The sequence below is a fragment of the Brevibacterium sanguinis genome (genome assembly GCF_003315415.1).
In the GTDB taxonomy this organism is placed as follows: domain Bacteria; phylum Actinomycetota; class Actinomycetes; order Actinomycetales; family Brevibacteriaceae; genus Brevibacterium; species Brevibacterium celere_A.
In genome coordinates this window covers 54576-80199 of the sequence record NZ_QNSB01000001.1, presented here as the reverse complement: position 1 = coordinate 80199, position 25624 = coordinate 54576, and the positions used below count along the sequence as shown (strand labels likewise).

The window sequence follows — 25624 nt, the reverse complement described above, 5'->3', positions numbered from 1 at the left end:
GGTCACCGGCGTTCCGGTCATGGTTCATCGTCACGTTTCGGTTGCGGATGGGACGACGATGGGACGGAGATCACGGCGAGTGCGACTGGCGCGGACGTGTCGGCCCGGAGCTCCCGTGCGTCCGGAGGCGTTCAGTCCCAGGAGCCCAGGGCTCTCGTCGCGTTCTCCCACACGGCGGCACAGAGCTCCTCCTCGTGGAGTCCGCGCACCTCGGCGAGCTTCCGCGCGGTGACCGCGGCGAGGTACGGTCCGCCGGGCTTGCCGCGGTGCGGGTGCGGGGTGAGGAAGGGCGCGTCGGTCTCGGTGAGCAGCAGCTCCAGGGGCACGCTCGCGGCGGCCCGGCGCAGCTCGTCGGCGTTCTTGAACGTGATGTTGCCGGCGAACGACATGTAGTACCCGTGCTCGGCGCATTCGCGGGCCATCGCCTCGTCGCCGGAGAAGCAGTGGAAGATCGTCACCTCGGGCGCGCCCTCCTCGCGGAGGATCCGCAGGACGTCGGCGTGGGCCTCGCGATCGTGGATCTGCAGGGCCCGGCCGGTCCGCTTGGCGATCTCGACGTGGGCGCGGAAGGAGCGCTGCTGCTCGGCGATTCCCTCCTCGCCCGTCCGGAAGTAGTCGAGCCCGGTCTCGCCGACGACGCGCATCCTCTTGTGTGAGGTCACGAGCGACTCGATCTCGGTGAGCGCGTCGTCGAGTCGGCCGCGCTCGGCCAACCGGGGGGCTTCGTTCGGGTGGAGGGCGGCGCCGCCGAGCATCCACGAGCGCGGGGCCGAACCGCCGGTGCCGGCGTACTCGTCGGCGACGAGCTGCGCCGTCCAGCGTGCGGCGGCGAGATCGCAACCGATCTGGACGATCCGGCGCACCCCGGCCGCCTCGGCGGTGTCGAAGAAGAAGTCGAGTTCGGGGAACTCCTCGTCCTCGTCCGGAGCCAGCTGCGGTTCCGGTTCGCCCTGCCCCAGGGGCAGGCGGGCACCGGTGCAGATGTCGAGGTGGGTGTGGGTGTCGACTCCCGGGTGGGCAAGCGGGACCGGCACCGGAGGGTAGGTCCCGGCGGCGCGAGAGGCCATCATTCCTCCACGAATTTGGGGAACACGGGTTCGGGCTTGGGCAGGGGCGTGCCCGGCACCAGCGGATAGTCGATGGCGGCGAAGGACCGCGGGTCCACCTCGGCGGCGGTGACGCCGGCCTCCGCGGTCCGGGCGGCCGCTGCGGCGATCCCCGCTGCCGCGACCCCGGCACCGGCGGCCACGCCGACGGCCGCCCCGGCACCCACCGAGGCCATCGCCTCGGCGCCGGAGCCGTTGTCGATCGCGGTGGCGAGCACCTTCGCGCCGGCCTCGGCAGCGCCGGCGTCGACGCCGAGGAGGTCGAGGATCTTCCCGGCGGATCCGGGCATGACGGGCTGGATGAGGATGGAGATGATGCGCACGACCTCGATCGTCACCCACAGCACGGTGGCCATGCGCTCGGGATCGGTCTTCTTCAGCTGCCACGGCTCCTGCGCGGAGAAGTAGCGGTTGGCCTCGGACAGCACCTTCCAGCAGGCCTCGACGTAGAGGTGGAGGCTCTGGGTGTCGATGTGGCGGCGGGCGGCATCCAGGGCCGCGCGGGCCTGGCCCAGCAGCGTTTCGTCGGCGTCGGTGAGCTCCCCGGGCTGCGGCACCTGGGCGTCGCAGTTCTTCGCGATCATCGACAGCGAGCGCTGCGCGAGGTTGCCGTACTCGTTGGCGAGGTCCGCGTTCTTGCGGGTGATGATCGAGTCCTTCGTGTACGACCCGTCCTGGCCGTAGGAGAACTCGCGGAAGAGGAAGAACCGCAGGGTGTCGAGGCCGAACGCCTCGACGAGGTCGATGGGATCGACGACGTTGCCCACCGATTTCGACATCTTCTCGCCGGCGTTGAAGAGGAACCCGTGGGCGTGGACGCGCTTCGGCAGCTCGATCCCGGCGCTCATGAGGAAGGCAGGCCAGTAGACGGCGTGGAAGCGGGTGATGTCCTTGCCGATGATGTGGACGTCGGCGGGCCACCACTTGTTGAAGCGCTCCTCGTCGTCGGGGTAGCCGACGGCGGTGATGTAGTTGGTCAGGGCGTCGATCCACACGTACATGACGTGCTTCTCGTCGCCGGGCACGGGCACACCCCAGTCGAAGGTGGTGCGGGAGACCGAGAGGTCCTTGAGCCCGGAGGCGACGAAGGAGGCGATCTCGTTGCGCCGGGAGTCCGGGCCGAGGAACTCGGGGTGGGTCTCGTACAGCTCGAGCAGCCGGTCCTGGTACTTCGAGAGGCGGAAGAAGTAGGACTCCTCCTCGGTCCAGGTGACCTCAGTGCGGGTCTCTTTCGACAGGCGGACGCCGTCGACGACCTCGGTCTCGTCCTCGGTGTAGAAGGCCTCGTCACGGACCGAGTACCAGCCGGAGTAGGAGTCGAGGTAGATGTCGCCGGCGTCGACGAGCCGCCGCCACACGGCCTGACAGGCCGCGTAGTGGTCGGGATCGGTCGTGCGGATGAACCGGTCGAACGTCGAACCGAGGGCCAGCTGGGTCTGCCGGAAGTTCTCCGAGTTGTCGTCGGCCAGCTGCTTGGCGCTGATGCCCAGCTTGTTCGCCGCCTGGAGCATCTTCAGCCCGTGCTCGTCGGTGCCGGTGCAGAAGAACACATCGTGGTTGTCGAGCCGCTTGAAGCGGGCGAGCGTGTCGGCCGCGATGTACTCGTAGGCGTGCCCGATGTGGATGGCCCCATTGGGGTAGGCGATGGCTGTCGTCAAGTAGTAACCCATAGGCCACACAGTCTAAGGGACGCCGCCCGCGGCGATCCGCCCGGTCCACGGTGGTGCGGGCGGATGTCACACTCCCAGCCCCGGGCAGCGGGTCGGACTCCGTGGGGGCGTCCTGGGGCGGGAATGGGGAGCGGGCCACGGGTTGGAGAGCGGGCCGGGAGTTGCGCCGCGAGGTGGGAGCGGGTCGCGGTTGCGGGCCGCGGGTCGCGGGTCGCGGTGTCGGTACTGCTTGCTCTGAAGGGCACCGTCTACGCTCAGCACCACGGGTTGCTTTCACCATTGGCACTGTCTGCTCTGGAAAGCACTGGGCGCAACCAGTGCTTTCCAGAGCAGACAGTGCCATTCACTCGATCACTTCAGCAACGGGGCCCGCCTGAAGGCCAGGAGCTCCGGCACCTGCTCGAAGAGCTTCAGTTCGAATGCCTTGCGGTTCATCACCTCGGGGAAGGTAAAGTGAACGACTCTGAACCCCATGCTCAGCAGGGTGTTGTGCTGATAGCTCTCCCTCTTCATCCGATTCGGGCCGGCGTCGGCATACTTCCCCACCCCGTCGACTGCCAAGGCGGTCATGGTCTCCCGGTGCAGGAAGTCGAGCCGCGTGAGCAGGGCACCGTCGTGGACGACGTTCCACTGCTGGACGAAGTCATGGAGCCCCGACTGGTGGAGATTGAAGGAGCAGCGGCTTTCGGCATAGCTCTCCGAGAGCGGAGACACCATGTCGAGGATCCGCAGCGCCATCTGCCTGCCGCGCTTCAACCGCAGTGCCGCCGGCACGAATTCGCTGCCGACGATCTCACGCCCGATCGTGAGCATCCGGCGCGGGTTCGAGGAACCGAGGCGCGTGTCGCCCGTTGTGGCGATGACGGCCATCCTCAGCGCGAGATCCAACGCGGCAAGCCCAGCGGGAGGACCCTGCCAGGAGATGAGCTCGAGACCGGCGCGGACCGGTCCCGCAGTCCTCACGCCGTGGATCACGGTCTGATCCTCGTCCGGTGTCACCCGCCGCAGCCGTCGCACTTCGCTCGTCATCGTACTGGCACGCGGATGCGCGACGGTGATCCGCCTGAGCTCTGCGTCGAACAGCGGAAGTTCGCTGAGCAGCGCCGCCGAGACCCCGAAGGCGACATCTCCGCTCCGGTAACGCGGATAGTGGATGACAGCCAACCGGGCCAGGTGCTGCTGGAATCTGGGGTCGCGCAGTCGCTCTTCTGCCGAGGTGCTGCCGACGTACTCCACCCACTCGTGATCGTCGACGAGCCTGCGGATCCGCGAGTGCCGGGGCAGAGGACACTCGGCGACGATGGAGTAGATCCCTCGACAAACGTTCATCAGACAGCAGCGCTTCGCTCTCGATATCTCGGCCGTCGAGAGTCCCTCGGACCTCAGGTCGCCGTACGAGACCACGTTGTACCTGCGCAGAATCTCTTCGCTCATGCGATCACTGTTCCCGATCGAACCCTCGCGATCACAGTCCGTTCCGACGAGGTGTGGATGGGCCGATCGCCTCCACAAGCGGTTCGAGCCCGAGTGACGAGAGCCGATCACGGCGTCCCGAGCACAAGTCGGAGTACAGCGGCACGCTCCTGGCCCCAGTCGGTACGGTTGCGGCACGGTTCGCTCTGGACGGCTCGCGTTCTCAACCGTGCTGCTCGGAGTGAACCGTGCTTGGACGTCCACAGCCGGGCGAACCCGAGTCGGTCACATGCTCGGAGTCGAGAATGCGCCCGAGTCATGCACAACCCGGGCCTCACTCCTGGTGCAGCCAGGCCTCGTAGACGTCGCGCTTGGACAGCCCGTGGCTCTTCGCCACCTGGCCGGCGGCCTCCTTCGCCCGCATTCCGGCATCGACGAGGGCCGCCATCTCGGCGAGGTGGTCCTCCGGGCTCGTCTCGACGGCGCTCGCTCCGGCGAGCACGAGGGTGAGCTCCCCGCGCAGCCCTTCCGCGGCCCGCTCCTGCAGGGATCCGACGGTTCCCCGCAGGGTCTCCTCGTAGGTCTTGGTCAGCTCGCGGCTGATGCTCATCGGACGCTCGGGCCCGATGACGGAGAGGAGGTCGGCCATCGTGTCGGCGATCCGATGGGGACTCTCGAAGAACACCATGGTCCTCTTCTCGGTCCGCAGCTCGTCAAGGAGGCTGCGGCGCGCCCCGGACTTCCGAGGCAGGAACCCTTCGAAGCTGAACCGATCGCTCGGCAGGCCCGAGACCGCCAGTGCCATGAGCACCGCCGAGGGGCCGGGTGTGGCAGTGATCGGCAGGTCCGCCTCGGCGCAGGCCCGGACCACCCGGTAGCCCGGGTCGGAGACCGCGGGCATCCCGGCGTCGCTGAGCAGGACGACGGTCCTGCCCGCACGGACGTGCTCGACGAGCTCGGGCGCCCGGCTCTGCTCGTTGTGGTCGAAGACGCTGATCACCCGGTTCGTGTGCTCGAGCTCGAGGCGCTGCGCGAGCGAGAGGAACCGGCGGGTGTCCTCGGCGGCGATGACGTCGGCGCTGGCGATCGCCTGCTGCATCCGCAGCGAGGCATCGCCGAGGTTGCCGATCGGGGTGCCGACGAGGATGAGGCGGCCGACGCTCGGGTCCCCCGCCTCGGCGAACGTGTCCGTGGCGGCTTCCGGTTCGTGGTCGGTCATCGGCGCGGCAGACGATCGCAGGGGCTGAGTGCCGGGGCCATCCTCAGGAGACGCCGGCGGCGAAGAACGCACCGCCGAGGATGATGACGAAGAAGAGCACGTAGACGACCCAGAACAGGACCCACAGCGCGGTGCCGATGTAGCCGACCCAGAGGGCGGCCTTCGCCATCCCCTCGCCGCGTTCGCCGCGCTCCCGGATCTGCTTGAGGGCGATGTGGCCCATGACGATGCCGGCAACGCCCGCGATGAAGAAGGACGACACGACTCCGAAGATCGACGCCACCATGCCGATGATCGCCAAGGTGTTGTTCGGCGGAAGCACCGGGTAGCCCGCGGCCGAACCCCCGTAGCCCGGCCCGTACCCGTATGCGGCGCTGCCGCCCGAGTTGTAGCTCACGGGCGCGGCGCTGCCGTTCGATCCGTACCCGGAGCCGTAGGCGGGTCCGGACTGCGGGCGCTGCTGCTGGTAGTACATGTCGGGGTTGTTCCAGTTGTTCTGACTGCTCATTGCCGCTCTCCTCGGGTTCAGGTACCACGGTACAGATTCGGCGGGCTCACCCCAAGGCGAACGTGTTGCAATCCTGTATCAAGGGCGATGCCCGCCCCGCGCCCTACACTTGTCCGTGATGAGTGAGCTCCAGGATCCCCACCCGCCGAGGCGGTCCCCCGGCCCCGACGGCGGCGCGGACTCGGCGCCGCCCGGCGCACCGGACGGCAGGACGCCCCCGGCGACCGTCCCCGCGGCCACCGTCTCCTCCTCCGCGCCGTCGTCGACCGCCCGCGAGGCCCCGACGGCGACCGCTCCCGCACACTCCCCCACCTCGGCGAGCGGACGCATCGCCAAGGAGCAGCGGGCGCGGCGGCGCGAGGCGATCCGCTCGGATGCCGCCGCCGTTCGCCGCGAGCTCTTCACCGTCGGCATGTGGGCGACTCGGGCTCCGGTCTGGATGTGGCCGGCCCTGATCCTCATCACCGTGCTCGGGGGCGCTCTGCGGCTGTTCCGTCTCGACTTCCCGCACCGTCTCATCTTCGACGAGACCTATTACGTCAAGGACGGCTACTCCGTCTTCGCCTACGGCTACGAGCGGTCCTGGCCGGAGGACGCCGACGACTCCTTCAACGCCGGGGACCCCGGCGTCATCGAGTCCACCCCCGAGTACGTCGTCCATCCGCCGCTGGGCAAATGGGTCATCGGCGCGGGCATCCACCTCTTCGGCGCCGACGATTCGTTCGGCTGGCGCTTCTCCGTGGCCATTCTCGGAACGGCCACGATCTTCCTCATCGGGCTCATCGCCTGGAAGCTCTTCCGTTCCGCGTTCTTCGCCACCGTCGCCGCCGGTCTCCTCGCGATCGACGGGGAGCACTTCGTCCACTCCCGCACGAGCCTGCTCGACATCGTCCTCATGGCCTTCGTCCTCCTCGCGTTCGCCTTCATCGTCCTCGACCGCGAGCAGGTGACGAAGCGGTTGGGCGCCTGGACGTCGTCCCTGCAGGACCCGGTCGACGATCCCGACCGACACCCCGCCACCGCCGAGGCGAACGCCACCCCCGAGGCGACCGCCGTAGACCGCAGACGAAGCCGGGACGCGCTCGACTTCGGTCCCCGCCTCGGCGTGCGCTGGTGGCTCATCGCCGCCGGCATCAGCCTGGGCCTGGCCATGGGCGTCAAGTGGTCGGGCCTCTACGCGCTCGCCGCGTTCGGGATCCTCGTCGTCACCTGGGACGTGCACTCGCGTCACCGCGCCGGCGTCGCCCATCCCTGGCTGGGCGCGCTCATCAGGGACAGCGTGCCGTCGTTCCTCAGGCTCGTGCCCGTCGCGGTTCTCACCTACATCGCCACATGGACGGGGTGGATCCGCTCCGAGGGCGCATGGGACCGGCAGTGGGCGGCCGAGAACCCCGGCTGGTGGCAGGCCCTGCCGTCCTGGCTCGACTGGCTGCCGGGCCTGGCCCACTACCACTACACCGCCTACTCCTTCCACGTCGACCTCGATTCCGAGCACCCCTACATGTCGAACCCCTGGGGCTGGATCGTCCAATGGCGGCCGACCTCCTTCTACTACGAGTCGCTGAGTCAGGGCGACCTCGGCTGTGAGGCGCTCAAGTGCTCCTCGGCGATCACCTCGGTGGGCAACCCGGTCATCTGGGGTCTGGCCCCGGTCGCGATCCTCGTCGTGCTCGCGGCCTGGATCCTGCGCCGCGATGTCCGCGGCGGGGTCATCCTCGCCGGGCTCGCCGCGACCTGGCTGCCGTGGTTCGCCTACCAGGACCGCACGATCTTCACCTTCTACACGATCGTCATGGTGCCCTTCGTCGTCCTCGCGCTCACCTACTGCCTGGCGCTGCTGTGGGGTCGTGCCCCTGCCGGACTCCCGCGGGGTCGTCGGGTGCCGAGCCCGCTGCTCCTGCGCCGCCTCGGCGTCGGCGCCGTCCTCGCCGCCGCGATCATGGCGTTCGCGTTCTTCTGGCCCGTCTACACCGGCGAGGTCATCCCCTTCGAGGCCTGGAACATGCGCATGTGGAACGTCACCTGGCGCTGAGATGAGCTGAGCACCGGCACCGCGGGGCGAGCGCTGTCGCGGCACCACCGGGCGAGCGCCGCCGCCGGCACCGTCCGGCCACCAAGCCCTCGCCTCGGCGTCGACGGGAGTTCACCGTCCGGCCACCGAGCGTCGTTAGCGTCGAATCACTGTGAAACATGACTCGACAACGACTCCCGTCCACCGCACCGTCGCGATCATCCCCGCCCGCGGCGGATCCAAGGGGATCCCGCTGAAGAACCTGCAGAAGGTCGCCGGGGTCTCCCTCCTCGCCCGTGCCGTCCACGCCGCCCGGGCGACCCCGAGCATCGACCGGGTGATCGTGTCCACCGACCACCCGGACATCGCCGCCGAGGCGGTGCGTGCCGGCGCCGAGGTGTCCCACCGTCCCGCCGACCTCGCCGGGGACTCGGCGACGAGCGAGTCCGCGCTCATCCACACCCTGGGCGGGCTCGACGAATGGTTCGACACGACCGTGTTCCTCCAGTGCACTTCCCCCTTCATCGACTCCGCCTCGATCGACAGCGCCGTGCGCAGGGTCGCCTCGGGCGGGGCCGATGTCGTGTTCTCGGCGGTCGAGGACCACTCCTTCCTGTGGCGCCTCGACGATGACGGTCACGCCGTCGCCGTCGGCCACGAGGCGAGCTTCCGGCCGCGGCGGCAGGACCGGGCGAAGCACTTCAACGAGACCGGCGCCTTCTACGTCATGCGCACCGACGGCCTCCTCGAGCACGGGCACCGGTTCTTCGGGCGCATCGCCATCGAGGAGGTCCCGGCCGAGCACGCCCGCGAGATCGACGACATGTCGGACCTCACCCTGGTCCGGGCGCTCGCCTCGACGCAGGAGACGGCGGAGATCATCGACGTCGACGCCCTCGTCACCGACTTCGACGGCGTCCACACCGACGACGGCGCGTATGTCGACGAGGACGGCAACGAGCAGGTCCGCGTCCACCGCGGCGACGGCATGGGAGTCTCCCGTCTCGTCCGCGCCGGGGTGCCCGTGATGATCCTGTCGAAGGAACGCAATCCAGTCGTCACCCGCAGGGCGGAGAAACTTCACGTCGACGTCACCCAGGGCGTGGACGATAAGGCTCGGGTGCTGCGCGCCTGGATCGAGGGCAACGGCCTCGACCCTGCACGCGTCGCCTACGTCGGCAACGACATCAACGACCTCGAGGCCTTCGACGTCGTCGGTTGGCCGATCGCCGTCGCGGACGCCCACCCCAAGGTGCGGGCCGCGGCCCGAGTGGTCCTCGACCGATCAGGCGGGCGCGGCGCGGTCCGGGAGGTCTGCGACCTCATCCCGCTCCGCGCGGAGGTCCACGAGCCCGTCAGTCAGGAGGCGGCCGCCGATTCCCCGGTCCCCGTGCCCGCTGCACAGCCGGTCGGCGGTCGAGAGGCGCCGGCCGAATCGCAGGGAGCCGACCCGTCCACGATCCACCGCCAACCGGCCCTGCTGCACGCACGGTCCTGACCGTCTGCGGCACCCGCCCACCGTCCCAGCGCCATCCGCCCCAGCACCACCGAACGCACCATCAATCGAAAGCAGGTTCCATGACTGATCAGCTCGCTCCCGTGGCCATCGGAGATCACCTCATCGGCGACGGCCGGCCCGTGTACATGATCGGCGAGATCGGCATCAATCACAACGGTGACGTGGAGATCGCCAAGCAGCTCATGGACGTCGCAGCCGCGGCCGGAGCCCAGGCCGTGAAGTTCCAGAAGCGCAACCCCGACGTCGCCGTCCCCGAGCACCAGAAGTCGAAGATGCGCTCCACCCCGTGGGGCGAGATGACCTACCTCGACTACAAGCACCGCGTCGAGTTCGGCCGCGAGGAGTACGCGGAGATCGACCGCTACGCGAACGAGCTCGGCCTCCAGTGGTTCGCCTCCCCGTGGGACGTCGACTCCGTCGAGTTCCTCGAGACGGAGTTCGACGCGCTGACCTACAAGGTCGCCTCGGCCTCGCTGACCGACTTCGAGCTGCTGCGGGCCATCGCCGCCACCGGCAAGCCGGTCCTGTGCTCCTCGGGCATGGCCGACTGGGCGACCCTGGACGCCGCGGTCGAGGTCTTCGACCGCGACAAGCTCGTCCTCATGCACGCCACCTCGACCTACCCGCTGCCGCCGGAGGAGGTCAACCTCGCCGCCATCCCCGCCATGCGTGAGCGCTACGGGGTCCCCGTCGGCTACTCGGGCCACGAGCTCGGCCTCGAGATCTCCTTCGCCGCGGCCGCCCTGGGGGCGGCGACGATCGAACGCCACATCACCCTCGACTCCTCGATGTGGGGCTCGGACCAGTCGGCGTCGATGGAGCCGCGCGAGTTCACCTCGCTCGTCAAGGGCGTGCGCGTGCTCGAGGTCGCCCGCGGCGACGGCACCAAGCGCATCATGCCCGGCGAGGAGTCGAAGATCGACTCGCTGCGCAAGGTCACCGTCTGAGGCCCGCTCAAGCCTGAGCCCAGCGCCGGCCTGAACGCGTCCACGGCTCTCCCCCGCACCCGGTCCCCAAACTGAGATCGTCCACGGCCCTGTCACCTCGCCGAGGTGGCAGGGCAGTGGTCATTCATCTCCGCTTCCGACTGCGCTCCGCCGAGTTCTTCCGTCGGCTCTCGATCCGAGCCGCGTCCACCCCTCTGCGCCCCGCCGTCATCCTTCCACACCCACGGTTATCCTGCCGTCCACCTCGGCGCCACCGAGAGTTCGTCCGTGCCTTCTAGCATCGAGCGAGTGCCGGGCCGTGACCTGCGGGTCGGCATCCGTGACCCCCGGCGCCGAAGGAACCCGTGACGACAACCGACCTGAGCATCATCATCCCCGCCAAGGACGGCGCCCCCTATCTGAGCACGATGTTCCGTTCGCTGCTCGCCCAGGGGCCGATCTGGGACCACACCCAGCTCATCTTCATCGACGACGGCTCGAGCGACGACACCCCCGCGGTGCTCGAGACCTTCGCCTCCGAGTTCCCCCGGTTCGACGTGCTCACCAATCCCGAGGCCTCGGGCCTTGCCAACGCCCGCAACCAGGGCCTCGGCGCCGCCGAGGGCGAGCACATCGTCTTCCTCGACGGTGACGACTGGCTGGCCCCGGGCCACCTGCCGGTGATGCTCGAGGAGATGCACCGCCTCGGCGTCGACTTCATCCGCTGCGACCACACGACGGTGCAGGGCACGAAGCGGGTGCGGAAGCTCGCGCCGATGTCGGTGCGCGGCGTCGCCCTCGACCCGCGAGTGGGCATCACCCCGGTCCACGATTCGACGATGGTCGACTACCCGTACGCATGGGCGGGGATCTTCCATCGGCGGCTGCTCGAGCGCGGGATCCTCACCTTCCCCGAGAACTTCATGACCGCCGAGGACCGGTCGTGGATCTGGCGGCTGCACCTGCGGGCCGAGTCGTTCGCCGTCGTCGACGCCCCCGGCATCCTCTACCGGCGGGGGCTGGCGAACTCGCTCACGCAGATTCTCGACGAGCGCCAGCTCGACTTCATCCGCGCGTTCGGGCAGATCTTCGACCTCATCGGCCGCGACGCGCACGCCGAGGAGTACTGGCCGAAGGCGATCCGCAACTGGCTGGCGATCCTCGACCACCAGATCACCCGCTTCTCCGCATCGCCGGTCTCCCTGCGCATGCAGCTGCGCCGCGGGGCCGCGGCGGTCTCGGCGCAAATCCCGCGGGACCTGCTCCGGGAGGAGTTCGCCCATCAGAAGCCGAGCAGACAGCTCAATGTCAGCAGCTACCTCGGCGATTCCCGCGCCTTCATTCTGGAGATGGTGAAGTGAAGCAGATCTTCCTGGTCTCGACGTTCTTCGAACTCGTCTGCCTCGTCGCGGGCCTCGACTCCGGGGAGTTCGACGACACCGCGGCGCCCGCGCTCCTGGGCACCGGCGGGGTGCGTCCCGAGACGCCGGGCGGCTCAAGGTCGGATGCCGCCGAGGAGCACGGCTCCCGCGAACGCATCCTCCTCGTGAGCAACAACGCCTCGGTCCTCGAACTCGCCCCGGGCCTCCTCGCATCCCCGGGCGCCGCATCGCTGATCACCCGCTTCGACCGCGTCATCGACCTCAACGAGACGCTGGCTCCGGCCCATCCCAGCTCGTGGAAGCCCTCACCCGGTGACCTGCCGATGGTCGAGGCGCACCTGCGCCGGGTCTGGGACCTCGGTGCCGAGGACATCGAGCTCGTCCTCGAATCCCCGCAGGTCAACCCGGCCATTGCCCTCGGCCGGGTGTTCTCCCGCGCCGCCATCCGTGTCCACTCGGACGGGCTGATGACCTATGGGCCGACCCGGAACCGGATTCCTCTGACCAACGGGCAGCGGATGTCGACCCTGCACTACCTGCCTCTCATCGCCGGGCTCGAACCGCGGCTGCTCGCGGAGTTCGGCATCGTCGGCCGGCCCATGAGCCTCGAGGCGTTCAGGACCGTCGTCGGCGAACTCGCCGAGACCACGGCAGGCGAGCTCGACGCCGCCCTCGGCGCCGCCCTGGGCGACGAGCCCTGGGCCTTCGCGGTCGGTCAGTACCTCGCGGCCCTGGGACTGCTCACCGAGGACGAGGAGACCGACCTCCACGTCTCGATGATCCGCGAGGCCGACCGGCGCGGACTGCGGACGGTCGTGTTCAAACCGCATCCCGCCGCTCCCCCGGCCCGGCTGGCGCCCCTGGTCGCCGAGGCGCGGTCCCGCGGCATCGACCTGCGGGTCCTCGATCTCCCGGTCCTCGCCGAAGTGGTCGTCGAGCGACTGGACCCGAGCCTCGTCCTCGGCGGGTTCTCCACGGCGCTGGCGACGGCGCGCGCGGTCTTCGGGACCCCGGCCCTGGCAGTGGGCAGCGATCTGCTCCTCGAGCGGATCGCCCCTTATCAGAACAGCAACCGCGTCCCCCTGACGATCATCGCCGAGGTGTGCGACGGCACCGCGCCCGGCGACGGTGGCGACAGCGGCCCCGGCACTGCTCCCGGCCAGGGCAGCGCCGGTGCCCCCGGTGCCGCGCCCGGCCGGACCGGCGCCGTCGCTGTCGACCGGGACCGCCTGCAGGACCTCGTCAACGCCGTCAGCTACTGCATGGCCCCCGAGTTCTCCCGCGACCTGCGCGCTCGCGCCGAGGCGTTCCTCGCCCACGTCTTCGGGCCGTCCGCACCCGCAGACGCGCACCGCTTCCGCCGGTACTTCAAGCGACGCCGGCTCACCGCCCTGGCCCTGCCGGGCGGTCAGACGAACCGGATCGCGCCCAAGCGCCTGGTCCGGCGCACGGGCGCGCTGGCCTTCAACGCGGCGACCCGCCAGCAGCGGCGCCTGTTCCAACGACTGCGAGGATGACATGATCTCCGCACACCCGATGCCGGCGAACCCGCCGCTCACCATCGCCTTCGTCGAATCCCCGCTCCAGTTCCTCTCCGCCCTCGAGGCCCATACGACGTCCGGGGACCCGGAAGCCTCCGGCGAACTCCTCATCCGGGCCCGCGGGAACGCCAAGGGGATGACCTCGTTCCTCGACGCGTTCGACGAGTCCTGGCTGCCGGGGTCCGTGCGCCTCGAACGCGAGGGAGCGAAGCCGGGAGTGCTGCGCACGCGCACCCCCGACCGCATCTGCCTCGGCGACGCCTGTTCGGGGCAGGTGCACAAGGCGCTGTCCCTGGCGTACCTCGAACGGCGGCTGCCCGAGGTCGTCATCCTCGACGACGGCCTCGCCACGTACTCGACGATCGAGATCCTCTCCTCCGGCCGGCGCCCGCTCATCCGCCCGCGCCAGACCCTCAAGCCCTCGCGCACCGTGATGGCGGCCTATGTCGCCGACCGGCTGCGCGGCCTCGCCGCTGCGGGACGGCTGCGCTGGCACACGGCTCTTCCGGTGCCCGAGAGTCTCGACGAGCAGTTCACGGCGGCCGGCGGCCGCATCACCCGGCACCGGTTCGAATTCCTCCAGACCCTGCCCACCGGGGGCAGCCACCCGCGCGACAACCCGGTCATCGGCTCGGCGCTGGCCGCCGACGGCCTCATCTCGACCGCCGCCTACCGGTCCTGGCTCGACGGGATCATCGCCGACGGCCCGATCACCTACTACCCGCATCGGCGGGAATCGGAGGAGTTCCTCGCCGACCTCGGCCGCGACCCGCGGGTGAGGATCAAGCACGTCGGCCTGCCCATCGAGCTGCGCCTGGTCAACCTCCCCGCGAATTCGACGATCCGCAGCCTTCCGAGCACCGCGGTCGTCTCGCTCACCGTGCTCAACCCCGACGTGACGATCGACGTCACCGAGATCCCCGCCGAATGGTGGACCGGTTCGGCACCGGATAGTCTGCGTACGTCTCTCAATTCCCAGACCCTGAAGGCCCATGTCAGAAGCTGAGCACCAGACGACGATCCGGATCGTCTCGATCTCCGACAGCGAGTCGTACCTCAAGTGGGCGTGCGCGCTGCTCGACGGACTGCCCGGCGTCGACGCCCAGGTCTGCCTCGTCGACAACCCGATCCTGCCGACGCCCGAGCAGATCGCCCATGCCGTGGCCGGCACCGCGTGGCAGGGTCGGCGCATCCCGGTGATCTCCCGCGCCGAGGTGGCCGCCACCATCGCCGCCCACCGCGCCGACGTCGTGCTCGCCGCCGCCACCGGCCCCGTCGTCGCCCAGATCTTCGCGAGCGCCCACGGGATCTCGCCCCGCCCGGCCCTGGTCTCGGGACTGCCCGGAGTCGGACTGCCGGCCAGGTCGAAGGGGATGCGCTACCGCCGCCTCGGCGACGCCTTCATCGCCCATTCGCACTTCGAGGTCAGCGAGTACGAGCGGATCAGCGCCAAGGTCCGAGTCCCCACCGAGGTGCTCCTCGGTCGCCTGCCGATGCTCCGCTCGGAGGGCATCCCCCGGCCCATCGGCTCCGCGACGGTAGACTTCGCGCCGGCTGACTCCTCGTCGGCAGTCCCCGGTCGGCTCGTCTTCGCCACTCAGGCGAAGGTCCCCGTCGAGCTCTCCGATCGCATCGCGATCGTCCGCGCGCTGGCGCGTTTCGCCGAGGCGCATCCCCAGTCACGGGCGATCGTCAAGGTCCGCTCACGTCCCGGGGAGCAGGAGACCCACCACGAGCAGCATCCCTATCACGAGATCCTCGATCGGCTCAGGCGGGAACGGGTGCCCGGGGCGGATCGGCTGGAGCTCGGATACGGGCCGATGAGCGATTTCCTCACCGAGGATGCGGCACTCGTCACGGTCTCCTCGACGGCGGCGCTCGAGGCGATCGACCGCGGACTGCCGACGGCGTTCCTCTCCGACTTCGGCTTCACCGAGGACCTGCTCAACGAGGTGTTCGCCGACTCCGGGGCCACGGCGACGCTGGCCGATGTGGCGGCCGGGCGCATCCCGTTCCCCGCCGAGGACTGGCTGGCGGCCAACTACTTCCATCCGGAGAACACGGGGCTGCGGCGACGCCTCGGCCTGCTGGCGCTGCGGGCGCGTGAGCGGCAGCTTCCGGACATGCGCCGTGCACTGTGGCAGCAGAAGAGGATGCTCGCACGGGCCGAGCTCCGCACGCTGGCCCCCGACGTCGTCGTCAGGTCCTACCGCACGATCCGCTACGGCCGCCGCCCCGTCGGCTGAGTCCGGTCAGTCCTGCACCAACTTTGTGTCGACTTCGTGCGGTTTTCCCCGTCTGAAACCGAACGATCGTCACGCGATTTGCCGCCGCCCCGTCGGCTGAGTCCGGTCAGTCGCGTGGCTGGGACTCCGACCCCACCACCGGCTCATCCATCGCCACCACCACCTCGGCAGCAGGCACCGCCTCCCTGAACACCCACGTCCGATACGCATAGAACCGGAACAGCATCGCCAACCCGATACCCACCACATTCGTCGAGATGTTGTAACTGAGCTGATCCTGCCACCCCAGCAGATACCACGTCACACCCAACGGCAGCACCGAGATCACCATCCCGGCCAGATTCACCACCACGAACAGCACGATCCCCCGCAGATTCGACTGCGTGGTCCGATCCCCATACGTCCACAGCCTGTTGCCCAGCCACACCACGACCATCGCCACGATCGTCGAGACGATCTTCGCCTTGATCGGAGACCCCTCGAGCAGAGCCGGCACCGGACCCAGACCATAGGCGAGGACATTCGACAGACCGACATCGACGACATACCCGAAACCACCGACAGTGAGGAACTTGACAGCCTCCACCGCGATGCGCCGGACCCGCTCCGCAAGAGATTCATTCATGACGATCACCGAGTCTAGTCCGCGTGGTTCCGCGGACCCTGAATGCCGGGGCGCGCGCCGCCCGACAGTCCGCCCGGTGAGCCGCCGACCCTCGTCGCGCCGGCGGCTCGCGACCGGGCGGCAGACCAGAGGACGAGGGCGATCGTCACGGCCAGCGCCGGCCAGAACGTGTATCGGAAGTGGTTGGCCGGTGCGATCGGGAAGTACCCGAGGATGTAGACCAGCGCCGAGGCGGCCAGCATCGAGATCTCGGGCCGGAACCTCCCCGCGCGGCCGTCCGTGGTCCCGCCGCGCACCCGCCAGGCGCGCACGTCGCGCCGGTGGGCGCGGCAGACGGCGACGAGGAGGCCGCCGGCGAGCAGCGCCCAGAACCAGGGGGTGAAGAGCATGGGGAAGGTGCCGAGCGCGAAGTCCTCGACGTAGGGCCGGACGATGTGGTCGGCCTTCTGGCTCCCCTGCGCGATCCCGGCCTTCCCGGCCTCCCCATGCCAGTCGGCCGGCCAGTACACGAGGTCGGTGGTGAAGAAGTAGTGGGAGAACACGGCAGCCCGGTAGCCGATGTAGCGCACGGGGTGGGTGATGACCTCGCTCAGCCACAGGTCCTTGAGCGCGTCCTGGTGGGCGATCGGGGTGAAGGGCTCACCGGTCTCTCCCCTGCCGTAGCAGTTCCAGTAGGCGTCCCAGATCTCGCCCATCGCCAGGCACTCATCGCGAGCGGAGTTGATGTGGGCCTTGAGTGCGGCCGGCGCGTCCGTGGCCATGAGCTCGTCCTCGGGCACGGAGAACATGACGTCGTCGAGGAAGATCTGGGAGATCTGGCCCGTCTGCGCCACGTCCGTGCGGGCGGAGATGAGTGCGTCGGTCGCTTTGAGGCCCCCGCCGAGGAGGACGAGGACCAGCATGGACACGCCCGCCGTCGCCCAACCTCGGCGAGTGAGGAGGGAGACGGACGAGCGTCGCGGTGCGGACGCAGCCGGCTCGAGCGGGGATTCGCCTCGGGGACGGGTCGGTCCGCCCGGACTCTCGGCACCCTGACGACGGCGGCGCCGCTGACTCCATTGCCGCACCACCACCCAGGCGATGTAGACGGCGATGGGGACGAGCGCGAAGAGGGCGTTCTTCCGCAGGCCGAGGGCGTAGACGAGCAGAAGGAACGCGGGAAGGACGAGCGCCCAGGTCTTCGGGACGAACCTCACGACGATGAACAGCAGCACCCCGAGGGCGAGGGCCGCGGCCATCTGGGTGTCCTTCCACAGCGTCGTCGTCTGCGAGACGACCCACGGGGTGAGCAGCACCGCGGGACCGAGGAGGGACAGGGGTCGCGATCCGCTCCGGCGGTGGACGAGGATGCAGAGGATCCAGCACGCTGCCGCCAGGAGGGCCACCTGCAGGACGAGCAGGCTGGCCTGGGCGCCGGTGAGGTCCATGAGCGATCGCCACACCACGGCCATGATCGGCGGGTGCCAGTCGGAGAAGGGGATCTGCCCGGTGGCCTGCTGGTACTGGTTGGCGATGTCGACGTTGGCGCGTCCGGGAGCGAAGAGCCGGACGACGGCGAGGGCCCAGAGCAGGCAGAGGACGCCTAGCGTCCCATCCCAGAGCAGGGACGAGGCGAGGAACGAGCGCAGTGCGGCAACCTGTCGACTGCGCGGACGTCCTGTCTCGCCGGGATCTCCGACCGAGGGAGTGGCCTCGTCAGGGATTCCGGAGGACGGTTCCCTCACGAGGCGATGCGGGGCTCTGCCGCCTGCAGCTCGGAGCCAGCGTCGATGCGGGACTCTGCCGCGCGGAGCTCGACCTCGGTGTCGGCGTTGACGGCCGGCAGTCCCAGGTAGCACAACCGCGACGTCTCCCGCCTCGCCCGACGCAAACCATCCAACGTCAACCCCACACTCCCCAACACAAACGCCAACCCCATCAGAGCCGCAGCAAGAATCGCCGTCGGGAACCGCGGCACCAACCCCGTCTGCCAAAACTCCCACACCACCGGCAACCCCAACACCAACGACAACACGGCAAGAACCGCCGTCCACACCCCATAGAACAACCGCGGACGCTCATGCCGCACCAACGCCGTGATCAGACCAAGAATCCGAAACCCATCCCGAAACGTCGACAACTTCGACTCACTCCCCACAGGACGATCCCGAAACCCCACCGGCACCTCAGCCGTCGGCAGACGCAACGCCATCATATGCACCGTCAACTCGGTCTCGATCTCGAACCTCCGACTGATCGCCGGAAACGACTTCACGAACCGCCGCGAGAACACCCGAAACCCCGACAACATGTCCGAAACCTCAGACCCGAACAACCACCCCGTCAACCGGTTGAACATCCGATTCCCCAACTCATGACCAGGCCGATACGACGACGTCTCCGCAGTATCCTGCCGCACCCCCAGAACATGGTCATACGGACCCGCCACCAACGTCGCGATCATCTGGGGCAGGTGTGCCGCCTCATACGTGTCATCCCCATCGACCATCACATAGACATCAGCATCGATGTCCGCGAACGCCCGCCGCACGACATTGCCCTTGCCCGGGGTGTCCTCCCGACGCACGACCGCCCCCGCCTGGGCAGCCCGCTCGGCGGTCCGGTCGCTCGAGCAGTTGTCATACACATACACCGTCATCCCCGGCACCGCCGCCTTGAGATCAGCCACCACCTTGCCCACAGTGATCTCCTCATTGTGGCAGGGAACAATAGCAGCGATCCTGGCCGCGGTCTCAAGCATCACGTCTACCTCTGTCATCGATCGGGGCGGCGCATCCGCGCATCCGGAAACTGTGCACTCACCAGGCTTACGGGCGGGAAGTGACGACAGGGTTACGTCCGCGCGAACGGCGTCCGCGCGCCCGCTGTCCTTCGTTCAGAGTTCACGATTCCTTCACCCGTGCCCGCCGAGGTGGGCCGGCCGAGCCGCCCGGCCATCGCCTCTCCGAGGTGAGCCGGCGCACTCGCCCGAGCCAGGCATCCCTCCGAGGTGGCGGCCGCGAACCGGCCGCCACCTCGGCGAGGGGGTGAACAGTTCAGGCGCTGCCCTACTTGACGTAGTCGGGGAACTGCGCGGGCTCACCGGGCTTCGCGGCGGGATCCATGTCGATGCCGTAGTCGCGGGCGAGCCTCAGCTCCGAGGTGAACGTGCCCGCGCCTTCGTCGACGGTGAACACCCGTGCTCCGCGCAGCCGGTGCTTGTCGGCTCCCGGCAGCCCGTACGGGGCGAAGCCCGTGCCCGGTGAGTACCCGAGCTCGATGCCGAAGTAGTTGCCGGTGTAGCTGTTGATGTGGTCATGGCCGACGAAGAGGCCCCGGATGTCACCGCGGTGGAGCATCGCGGTGAACATGCCGGAGTTGAAGGGTCCCGGGCACTCGTCCTCGTTGCGTTCGCCGACGATCGAGTGCTTGTCCGTGCCGCGCCGGTGGTCGGCGTCGGTGCGGGAGTCGATGCTGTCGAACCACATCGCTCGGTGCTCGTGCAGGGCGATGTGCTGGAAGACGAGGCCCGGAACGAGGGAGCCGCGCCGCTTCTCGAGCTCGCGGGAGGTCCGGGCGTACCACTCGACCTGATCGAAGCGCAGCCAGTCCCAGTGCGGGTAGCCCTTGATTTCCTGACCGGCGATCTGCTCGGGAGCGTAGCGCCCGGAGTCGAGCAGCCAGATCGCGAAGGCGTCGGACTTCCCGCTCGAGGCGCTCACGGTCAGCACCTGATTGGAGGAGCCGGTCACCTTGGCGCCAAGGGTGTTGAGGTTGTGCTTGTACTGGGAGATGAAGGCGATCATGTCGGCCTCGTCGAAGCCGGTCTTCCCGGTGCTGTCCTCGTCGTGGTTGCCGAAGGTCAGGGCCCAGGGGATCGTCCGCTCCTCCATGGGCAGGACGACATTGTTGATCGCCTGCTTCATCTGCTCGACAGTCGTGGGCCCTCCGTCGATGACGTCGCCGTTGATGACGACGAAGTGCGGCTCGACCTCGTCGAGGACGGCGTTCTGCAGTTCGGTCGTGCGGGTGTCGGTGCGGTGGGAGTCCTGGGTGTCGTTGAACTGGACGATGCGCAGGCGCCCGTCCGCGGGGAACTTCAGCGCGCGCCGGATCACTCCGTCTTCGCCGCTGCCTTTGCCCCTGCCTCGGTTCCCGCCCGCGGCGAAGGCGGATCCACCGCCGAGCGTCGCCAGTCCTGCTCCGAGCGCCGAGGCACCCGCCGCCTGGAGCACTCCGCGCCGGTTCCATGGCGCCGGTCCCGTCGTCCGGTCGCCGTCGTTGTGGCTGCTGTCGTTCGTCACCGTCGTCCTCTCGGTTCTCTGCTGTTGGTTCGGCATCCGCGCTGGTCACGTGCGGTTGCCCCACGTGGGGAACCTAGGGGCCCGTCGTGTCGGGAAACTGAACCGGTGGGCAACGGGAGATGACCCGCCGGATCCGGCGTGAGGGCTTGGTCACTTTTCACGGGTTTTGTGTCATTGTGTGTCATCGGCGACCGGCGGATCCCGGTGGCTTTGTCATGCTGAACCGTTGACTCGTGCGCCCGCCGGCCCGGATGCGAATCGAAGCGGCCCGCGCATGAACCCCCAGAAACCACCGAGGAGACGCCTGTGATCGAACTGCGCGGCTTGAGAAAGGTGTTCGGAGACACCGTTGCCCTGGAGGAGATCGACCTGTCGGTGCCCTCCGGAGAGATCCACGGCATCGTCGGCCGCTCCGGCGCGGGCAAGTCCACCCTCATCCGCTGTCTCACCGGCCTCGACCAGCCGACCTCCGGAACGGTCGCCATCGACGGCGTCGACCTCTCCGACCGCGCCGGCGCTCAGATGCGGCAGGCCCGGCGCAGCATCGGCATGGTCTTCCAGCACGTGAATCTGCTCGATTCGCGCACGGCGCTCGACAATGTCGCCCACCCCCTGCAGATCGCCGGGGTCTCCAAGGCCGAGCGCCGGACCAAGGCCCGTGAGCTCCTCGAGTTCGTCGGCCTCGGCGACCGTGTCGACAACTACCCCTCCCAGCTCTCGGGCGGACAGCGGCAGCGCGTCGGCATCGCCCGCGCACTCGCCGCCGAACCCAAGGTGCTGCTCTGCGACGAGCCCACCTCGGCGCTCGACGCGGTGACCACGGATCAGATCCTCGGTCTCATCCGCTCGCTGCGCGATCGCCTCGGCATCACCGTCCTCATCATCACCCACGAGATGGCCGTGGTCCGGGAGATCTGCGACTCGGTCACCCTGCTCGCCGGCGGGCGGGTCGCGAAGACCGGGAAGCTCGCCGAGGTGATCTCCGAGCCGGGATCCTCCCTGGCCAAGGACCTCGTTCCCCTTCCCCCGGTCGGTCTCGACGAGGGCGACACCGTCATCGTCGAGGTCTCGCTGGCCGGGTCCGACTTGCCGCGGGTGCTCGACAGCGCCGCGTCCGTGGGCGTGAGCGCCGATTCGATCCTCGCCGGTGCCGTGGAGACCATCGAAGGCCGCCAGATCGGGCGGATCCGCTTCACCGTGCCCAGCGCCGAGAAGTCGGAGGAACTCATCACTGCCCTGGAAGCAGACGGCATCTATGCGGAGGTGGCTCTCAAGTGAATGATCCGATGTGGTTCGACAACCCGGCGATCACGCAGGAGATGCTGCCCGCCACCATCGACACGCTGCTGATGACCGCGTGGTCGACGGGACTCGCCATCCTGCTCGGCCTGCCGCTGGGGATCTGGCTGTTCACGAGTTCGAAGGGCGGGCTCAAGTCCAACCCGGTCGTCTACCGCGTGCTCTCGCTCATCGTCGACATCACGCGCTCGATCCCGTTCATCATCCTCATCATCGCCCTCATCCCGTTCGCCCGGTTCATGGTCGGCACCGCGCTGGGCTGGCAGGCGACCGTCGTGTCTCTGACGGTCGGGGCGATTCCCTTCTATGCGCGTCTCGTCGAGAACTCCCTGCGCGAGGTCTCGGAGGGCAAGGTCGAGGCCGCCCTGATGATGGGGGCCTCGAACGGCCAGGTCATCCGCCAGGTCTACGTCCCCGAGGCGCTGCCCGGTCTCATCGGTGCCGCGACCGTCACCTCGGTGACCCTGGTGTCCTACACGGCCATGGCCGGTGCCGTCGGCGGAGGCGGTCTGGGCGCGCTGGCGATCTCCTACGGCTATCAGCGCTACCAGTCGGACACGATGATCGCGTGCATCATCGTCCTCGTCGTCATCGTCGCCCTCATCCAGTTCCTCGGCGACCGGCTCGCCCGCCTCGTCGACCATCGCTGAGCCCGGCTCCGGCGATTCGACCATCAGCTTCCACTGACCCAAGAGACACAGCTCAAGGAGAAACATGAAAACCAAGCTCATCGCATTGACCGCCGCCACGGCGCTGCTGCTTTCGGGCTGCGGCCTCATGGGCGGCGGCAGCGGCGAAGTCGGCCAGAAGGACGGCGACGTCGTCACGCTCAAGGTCGGCGCCACTCCCGTCCCCCAGGGCGACATCCTCCGCTTCGTCGACGAGAACCTCGCCGCCGAGGCGGGCCTCGACATCGAGGTCGTCGAGTACACGGACTACACCCTGCCCAACAAGGCCCTCGTCGACGGCGACATCGACGCCAACTACTTCCAGCACAAGCCCTACCTCGACTCCGAGGTCGAGGGCCAGGGGTACGAGATCACCGCGTTCGCCCCGATCAACCTCGAGCCCTTCGCGCTGTTCTCGAACACCGTCAAGGACGTGGGCGAACTGCCCGAGGGCGCGAAGATCGGCATCAACAACGACCCCGCCAACCAGGGCCGGGCGCTGAAGATGCTCGAAGAGGCCGAGCTCATCACCCTGGCCGAAGGTGTCGACGCCGTCAGCGCGAAGCTCTCCGACGTCAAGGACAACCCGAAGAAGCTCGAGTTCATCGAAGCCGACGCCGCTCAGCTGGCCCGGACCCTCGAGGACGTCGACGCCTCGGTCATCAACGGCAACAACGCCCTCGAGGCCGGACTCAGCCCGGCCAAGGACGGCATCCTCATCGAGTCGGCGGAGGACAACCCGTACGGCAACTTCCTCGCCTCCCGCACGGAGAACAAGGACGACGAGAACATCAAGAAGCTCGACGAACTCCTCCACACCCCCGAGGTGAAGCAGTTCATCGAGGAGAAGTGGTCCGACGGATCGGTCCTCCCCTCGTTCTGATCCCTCCCACGTCCTGAGCGGACACCGAGGCAGAGGGGAGGAAGTTCTCCGGCCTCGGCGTCGATCAGCCCGAGCGGACGGCTCGAACCGGATCCCATCGTGGGTTCGGCTCGGACCGTCCGCTCGTCCCGTCTGGCAGAATGCGTTCCATGACGAGCAGCATCGGAATCATCGGAGTCGGCGAGATCGCCTCGGCATGCGTCGACGGGCTCTGCGCCCGGCCCGACCATCCCAGGTTCTTCCTCTCCCCGCGCACTGCCGAACGAGCGGCCCGCCTCGCCGAGGCGCATGATCGCGTCGAGGTGTGCGCGAGCAATCAGGAGGTCGTCGAGAGCAGTGAGATGATCGTCCTCTCCGTGCTCCCCGGGCAGGTCGGATCCGTCCTGGCCGACCTCGACATCCCCGGCGACCGCACGGTCGTCAGCGCCGTGGCGGGTGTCTCGACCGAGGCGCTGACCCCGCTCCTGCCCCACGATCCCACGCTCGTGCGGGTCATCCCGCTGCCGGCGGTCCGGGAGCGCCGAGGCGTCACCGCGGTCTTCCCGGCCCACCCCGCCACCGAGGAGATCTTCGACTCGCTCGGCGGAACCGTCGTCGCCGCCGACGAAGCGCAGTTCAGCACCCTGTCCGCGGCGACCGCGACGATGTCGGCCCACTTCGCGTTCCTCACGGGGATCGCGGACTGGCTCGAGGCCCAGGGATGGAGCCGCGCCGACGCCGAGCACTTCGTCCGCGGCGAGTTCGGCGGCCTCGCCACCGCCTTGGAGGATCCGAACACCTCGCTGTCCGACCTCATCCCCGCCCACGAGACCCCGGGCGGGCTCAACGAGATGCTTCGCGCGGAGTGGATGGACGAGGACAACCGCGCCCGGCTCGCCCGCGCGCTCGACCACGTCCACGAGCGAGTGACGGGATCGTCGACGAGCGGGTGAGGTGGACGGTCGCGTCAGGATCGTCGGATTCCAGTGCTCTGCGCAGAGTCGGGCATGCCGTGCAGATTCAGGCACCCGCCGTCGGTTCAGGCGTGCAGCCGGACATAGTGGAGGAATCGCTCGACCGCGCTCAATCCCTCGCGAACCGACTCGCCGTCTCCCGGGGAGTCCGTGCCAGCACAAGCGGGCATCTGAGGATCGAGTGCCCGTTCCAGTCGCGATCGAACGTCATCGGCGTGGAACGACTGTCCGATGACGACAAGGGCGCTGTCCCATTCTCCCGGTCCCGCAGCGCCGGACAGGTCGCACTCCCCACGCCGGTCCGAGCCACCGGGCACCCGGAGTGTCGGCACGGCGGTCGACACATAGACATTCGGGCCCACCGCCTGCACCCCGAAGGCCCTCCTCCGACCTCGATCCCAGACCGTCACGGCGCCCTTGACCCGGTACACGCCGGGCGGCAGATCCTCGAGGAAATCCATCACGGCGTGCGCGTCGACGGGTCCGGATCCCGTCACGGTCACCGACTGCGCGTGCCGGTGGCCGAGGCCTCCGCCGTCTCCGTGCTGGTCCTCGACGCCGGCGACAGTCCCGAGCGCCTCCGCGCGGAGCTTCTCCTCACGCTCGGCATAGGCCTCGCGCAACAGCTCCCGCAGCGGCAGCTCGGCCTGCCATGGTTCTCCATCGTCCGGGTTCGCCTTCTCGCCGTCCCCGGCACCGGGGTCGAGGATCAGGGTCGGGTCGATGCGCCCGAACGCCGTGCCGACGACGAGCACTCGGGGATTGCGCTGATGAACCCGCTGCCTGATCGACTCGATGAGCCCATCGCGGTCCGGGGCTGGGATCTGGTCGAGCTTGTTGACGACCACGAGGGTGGTCGCCGCGTAGCGGACCGGCGGGAGCGGCTCGACGTCGACCGTCGCGGCATGCATGAGGGCGTCGACGACGTCGACGACTCCGCCGAGGTGGAACCGGTGCCGTCCCAGTCGGGAGACCATTCTCGCCAGGGTGAGGGGCTCGGCGAATCCGCTGGCTTCGACGAGGATGGCGTCGAGGCGCAGCTTCGGATCCGCCAACGCGACGAGCGCGTCCTCGAGGGAGCCGTCGTCGTCGATGCAGCAGATGCACCCGCCGGAGATCGAGAACGGCTCATTCACCTGTCCGACGACGAGTCCGGCGTCGATGTTGAGGTCGCCGAAGTCGTTGACGACGACCCCGATGCGCGAATCCGGATGCCGCAGCAGGTGGTTGAGCAGGCTGGTCTTGCCGGCTCCCAGATAGCCGGTGAGCAGGATGACGGGAACGGCGGGATGTCGAGGGGCAGGAGTGGTCATCGACGTCGATGATATCGCCTCGACGCATGAGCGGACGCTTATTTGTCGACTGTATTGAT

General features: G+C 68.7%; 21 protein-coding genes. 11 read left to right on the top strand and 10 right to left on the bottom strand.

Annotated elements, in window-relative coordinates:
* Window positions 1-131: 131 nt before the first annotated feature.
* From DFO65_RS00355 to DFO65_RS00335, 5 genes are all read right to left on the bottom strand, one after another.
* Window positions 132-1067, bottom strand: a complete 936-nt coding sequence (locus DFO65_RS00355; RefSeq protein ID WP_113902436.1) for a TatD family hydrolase — start codon at window positions 1065-1067, stop codon at window positions 132-134.
* Entirely contained in the window at window positions 1067-2776 is a 1710-nt protein-coding gene (gene metG, locus DFO65_RS00350; RefSeq protein WP_113902435.1) for a methionine--tRNA ligase, read from the bottom strand. The genes DFO65_RS00355 and metG overlap by 1 nt, the downstream gene beginning before the upstream one ends.
* 351 nt (window positions 2777-3127) lie before the next feature.
* Window positions 3128-4210, bottom strand: a complete 1083-nt coding sequence (locus DFO65_RS00345) for a hypothetical protein (protein ID WP_113902434.1) — start codon at window positions 4208-4210, stop codon at window positions 3128-3130.
* Window positions 4211-4523: 313 nt separating this feature from the next.
* Complete coding sequence (rsmI, locus tag DFO65_RS00340) at window positions 4524-5408, bottom strand: 16S rRNA (cytidine(1402)-2'-O)-methyltransferase (protein WP_113902433.1); 885 nt, start codon at window positions 5406-5408, stop codon at window positions 4524-4526.
* 43 nt (window positions 5409-5451) lie between these two features.
* Entirely contained in the window at window positions 5452-5916 is a 465-nt protein-coding gene (locus DFO65_RS00335) for a DUF4190 domain-containing protein (protein ID WP_113902432.1), read from the bottom strand.
* A 118-nt stretch (window positions 5917-6034) separates the two neighbouring features.
* On the opposite strand from DFO65_RS00335, the gene DFO65_RS00330 reads away from it, so the two are divergent.
* The 7 genes from DFO65_RS00330 (at window position 6035) to DFO65_RS00300 (ending at window position 15541) form a co-directional block, all read left to right on the top strand.
* Window positions 6035-7948, top strand: coding sequence for a dolichyl-phosphate-mannose--protein mannosyltransferase (locus DFO65_RS00330; RefSeq protein ID WP_245940399.1), 1914 nt, complete (start codon window positions 6035-6037; stop codon window positions 7946-7948).
* 151 nt (window positions 7949-8099) lie between these two features.
* Window positions 8100-9425 carry an acylneuraminate cytidylyltransferase gene (locus tag DFO65_RS00325; protein WP_245940398.1) on the top strand — a complete coding sequence of 442 codons (1326 nt, stop codon included), beginning with the start codon at window positions 8100-8102 and terminating at the stop codon, window positions 9423-9425.
* Window positions 9426-9505: 80 nt separating this feature from the next.
* The gene (locus DFO65_RS00320; RefSeq protein ID WP_113902430.1) at window positions 9506-10393 is read left to right on the top strand and encodes an N-acetylneuraminate synthase family protein; all 888 of its coding nucleotides are present in this window, start codon (window positions 9506-9508) and stop codon (window positions 10391-10393) included.
* Between the two features lie 344 nt (window positions 10394-10737).
* The gene (locus DFO65_RS00315; RefSeq protein ID WP_113902429.1) at window positions 10738-11733 is read left to right on the top strand and encodes a glycosyltransferase family 2 protein; all 996 of its coding nucleotides are present in this window, start codon (window positions 10738-10740) and stop codon (window positions 11731-11733) included.
* Entirely contained in the window at window positions 11730-13271 is a 1542-nt protein-coding gene (locus tag DFO65_RS00310; RefSeq protein WP_113902428.1) for a polysialyltransferase family glycosyltransferase, read from the top strand. Before DFO65_RS00315 ends, DFO65_RS00310 begins: the two co-directional genes overlap by 4 nt.
* A gap of 1 nt (window position 13272) precedes the next feature.
* Entirely contained in the window at window positions 13273-14301 is a 1029-nt protein-coding gene (locus tag DFO65_RS00305; protein WP_245940397.1) for a polysialyltransferase family glycosyltransferase, read from the top strand.
* Entirely contained in the window at window positions 14288-15541 is a 1254-nt protein-coding gene (locus tag DFO65_RS00300) for a DUF6716 putative glycosyltransferase (protein WP_245940396.1), read from the top strand. The genes DFO65_RS00305 and DFO65_RS00300 overlap by 14 nt, the downstream gene beginning before the upstream one ends.
* A gap of 106 nt (window positions 15542-15647) precedes the next feature.
* On the opposite strand, the gene DFO65_RS00295 is transcribed toward DFO65_RS00300, so the two are convergent.
* From DFO65_RS00295 to DFO65_RS00280, 4 genes are all read right to left on the bottom strand, one after another.
* Complete coding sequence (locus DFO65_RS00295; protein ID WP_113902839.1) at window positions 15648-16166, bottom strand: GtrA family protein; 519 nt, start codon at window positions 16164-16166, stop codon at window positions 15648-15650.
* A 14-nt stretch (window positions 16167-16180) separates the two neighbouring features.
* Window positions 16181-17890, bottom strand: coding sequence for a hypothetical protein (locus DFO65_RS00290; RefSeq protein WP_113902427.1), 1710 nt, complete (start codon window positions 17888-17890; stop codon window positions 16181-16183).
* The gene (locus DFO65_RS00285; protein ID WP_113902426.1) at window positions 17887-18906 is read right to left on the bottom strand and encodes a glycosyltransferase; all 1020 of its coding nucleotides are present in this window, start codon (window positions 18904-18906) and stop codon (window positions 17887-17889) included. Before DFO65_RS00285 ends, DFO65_RS00290 begins: the two co-directional genes overlap by 4 nt.
* Window positions 18907-19213: 307 nt before the next feature.
* Entirely contained in the window at window positions 19214-20449 is a 1236-nt protein-coding gene (locus DFO65_RS00280; RefSeq protein ID WP_245940395.1) for a metallophosphoesterase family protein, read from the bottom strand.
* 306 nt (window positions 20450-20755) lie between these two features.
* On the opposite strand from DFO65_RS00280, the gene DFO65_RS00275 reads away from it, so the two are divergent.
* The 4 genes from DFO65_RS00275 to DFO65_RS00260 all read left to right on the top strand — a co-directional run bounded on the left by DFO65_RS00275 (window position 20756) and on the right by DFO65_RS00260 (window position 24231).
* On the top strand, window positions 20756-21727 hold the full coding sequence (locus DFO65_RS00275) for a methionine ABC transporter ATP-binding protein (protein WP_113902424.1): 972 nt from the start codon (window positions 20756-20758) through the stop codon (window positions 21725-21727).
* On the top strand, window positions 21724-22398 hold the full coding sequence (locus DFO65_RS00270) for a methionine ABC transporter permease (RefSeq protein WP_113902423.1): 675 nt from the start codon (window positions 21724-21726) through the stop codon (window positions 22396-22398). Before DFO65_RS00275 ends, DFO65_RS00270 begins: the two co-directional genes overlap by 4 nt.
* Before the next feature lie 64 nt (window positions 22399-22462).
* A complete protein-coding gene (locus DFO65_RS00265; protein ID WP_113902422.1) occupies window positions 22463-23299 on the top strand; it encodes a MetQ/NlpA family ABC transporter substrate-binding protein in 837 nt (278 codons plus the stop codon).
* 149 nt (window positions 23300-23448) lie between these two features.
* Entirely contained in the window at window positions 23449-24231 is a 783-nt protein-coding gene (locus DFO65_RS00260) for an NAD(P)-binding domain-containing protein (RefSeq protein ID WP_113902421.1), read from the top strand.
* 86 nt (window positions 24232-24317) lie between these two features.
* On the opposite strand, the gene DFO65_RS00255 is transcribed toward DFO65_RS00260, so the two are convergent.
* On the bottom strand, window positions 24318-25565 hold the full coding sequence (locus tag DFO65_RS00255; RefSeq protein ID WP_113902420.1) for a CobW family GTP-binding protein: 1248 nt from the start codon (window positions 25563-25565) through the stop codon (window positions 24318-24320).
* Window positions 25566-25624: the final 59 nt, after the last annotated feature.

Bases quoted from the DNA above. Each gene is read 5' to 3' on its own strand.
- rsmI (WP_113902433.1), bottom strand. From the start codon at position 5,408: ATGACCGACCACGAACCGGAAGCCGCCACGGACACGTTCGCCGAGGCG.
- DFO65_RS00285 (WP_113902426.1), bottom strand. From the start codon at position 18,906: ATGCTTGAGACCGCGGCCAGGATCGCTGCTATTGTTCCCTGCCACAAT.
- DFO65_RS00260 (WP_113902421.1), top strand. From the start codon at position 23,449: ATGACGAGCAGCATCGGAATCATCGGAGTCGGCGAGATCGCCTCGGCA.
- DFO65_RS00265 (WP_113902422.1), top strand. From the start codon at position 22,463: ATGAAAACCAAGCTCATCGCATTGACCGCCGCCACGGCGCTGCTGCTT.
- DFO65_RS00255 (WP_113902420.1), bottom strand. From the start codon at position 25,565: ATGACCACTCCTGCCCCTCGACATCCCGCCGTTCCCGTCATCCTGCTC.
- DFO65_RS00355 (WP_113902436.1), bottom strand. From the start codon at position 1,067: ATGGCCTCTCGCGCCGCCGGGACCTACCCTCCGGTGCCGGTCCCGCTT.
- DFO65_RS00330 (WP_245940399.1), top strand. From the start codon at position 6,035: ATGAGTGAGCTCCAGGATCCCCACCCGCCGAGGCGGTCCCCCGGCCCC.
- DFO65_RS00320 (WP_113902430.1), top strand. From the start codon at position 9,506: ATGACTGATCAGCTCGCTCCCGTGGCCATCGGAGATCACCTCATCGGC.
- DFO65_RS00305 (WP_245940397.1), top strand. From the start codon at position 13,273: ATGATCTCCGCACACCCGATGCCGGCGAACCCGCCGCTCACCATCGCC.
- metG (WP_113902435.1), bottom strand. From the start codon at position 2,776: ATGGGTTACTACTTGACGACAGCCATCGCCTACCCCAATGGGGCCATC.
- DFO65_RS00295 (WP_113902839.1), bottom strand. From the start codon at position 16,166: ATGAATGAATCTCTTGCGGAGCGGGTCCGGCGCATCGCGGTGGAGGCT.
- DFO65_RS00335 (WP_113902432.1), bottom strand. From the start codon at position 5,916: ATGAGCAGTCAGAACAACTGGAACAACCCCGACATGTACTACCAGCAG.
- DFO65_RS00300 (WP_245940396.1), top strand. From the start codon at position 14,288: ATGTCAGAAGCTGAGCACCAGACGACGATCCGGATCGTCTCGATCTCC.
- DFO65_RS00345 (WP_113902434.1), bottom strand. From the start codon at position 4,210: ATGAGCGAAGAGATTCTGCGCAGGTACAACGTGGTCTCGTACGGCGAC.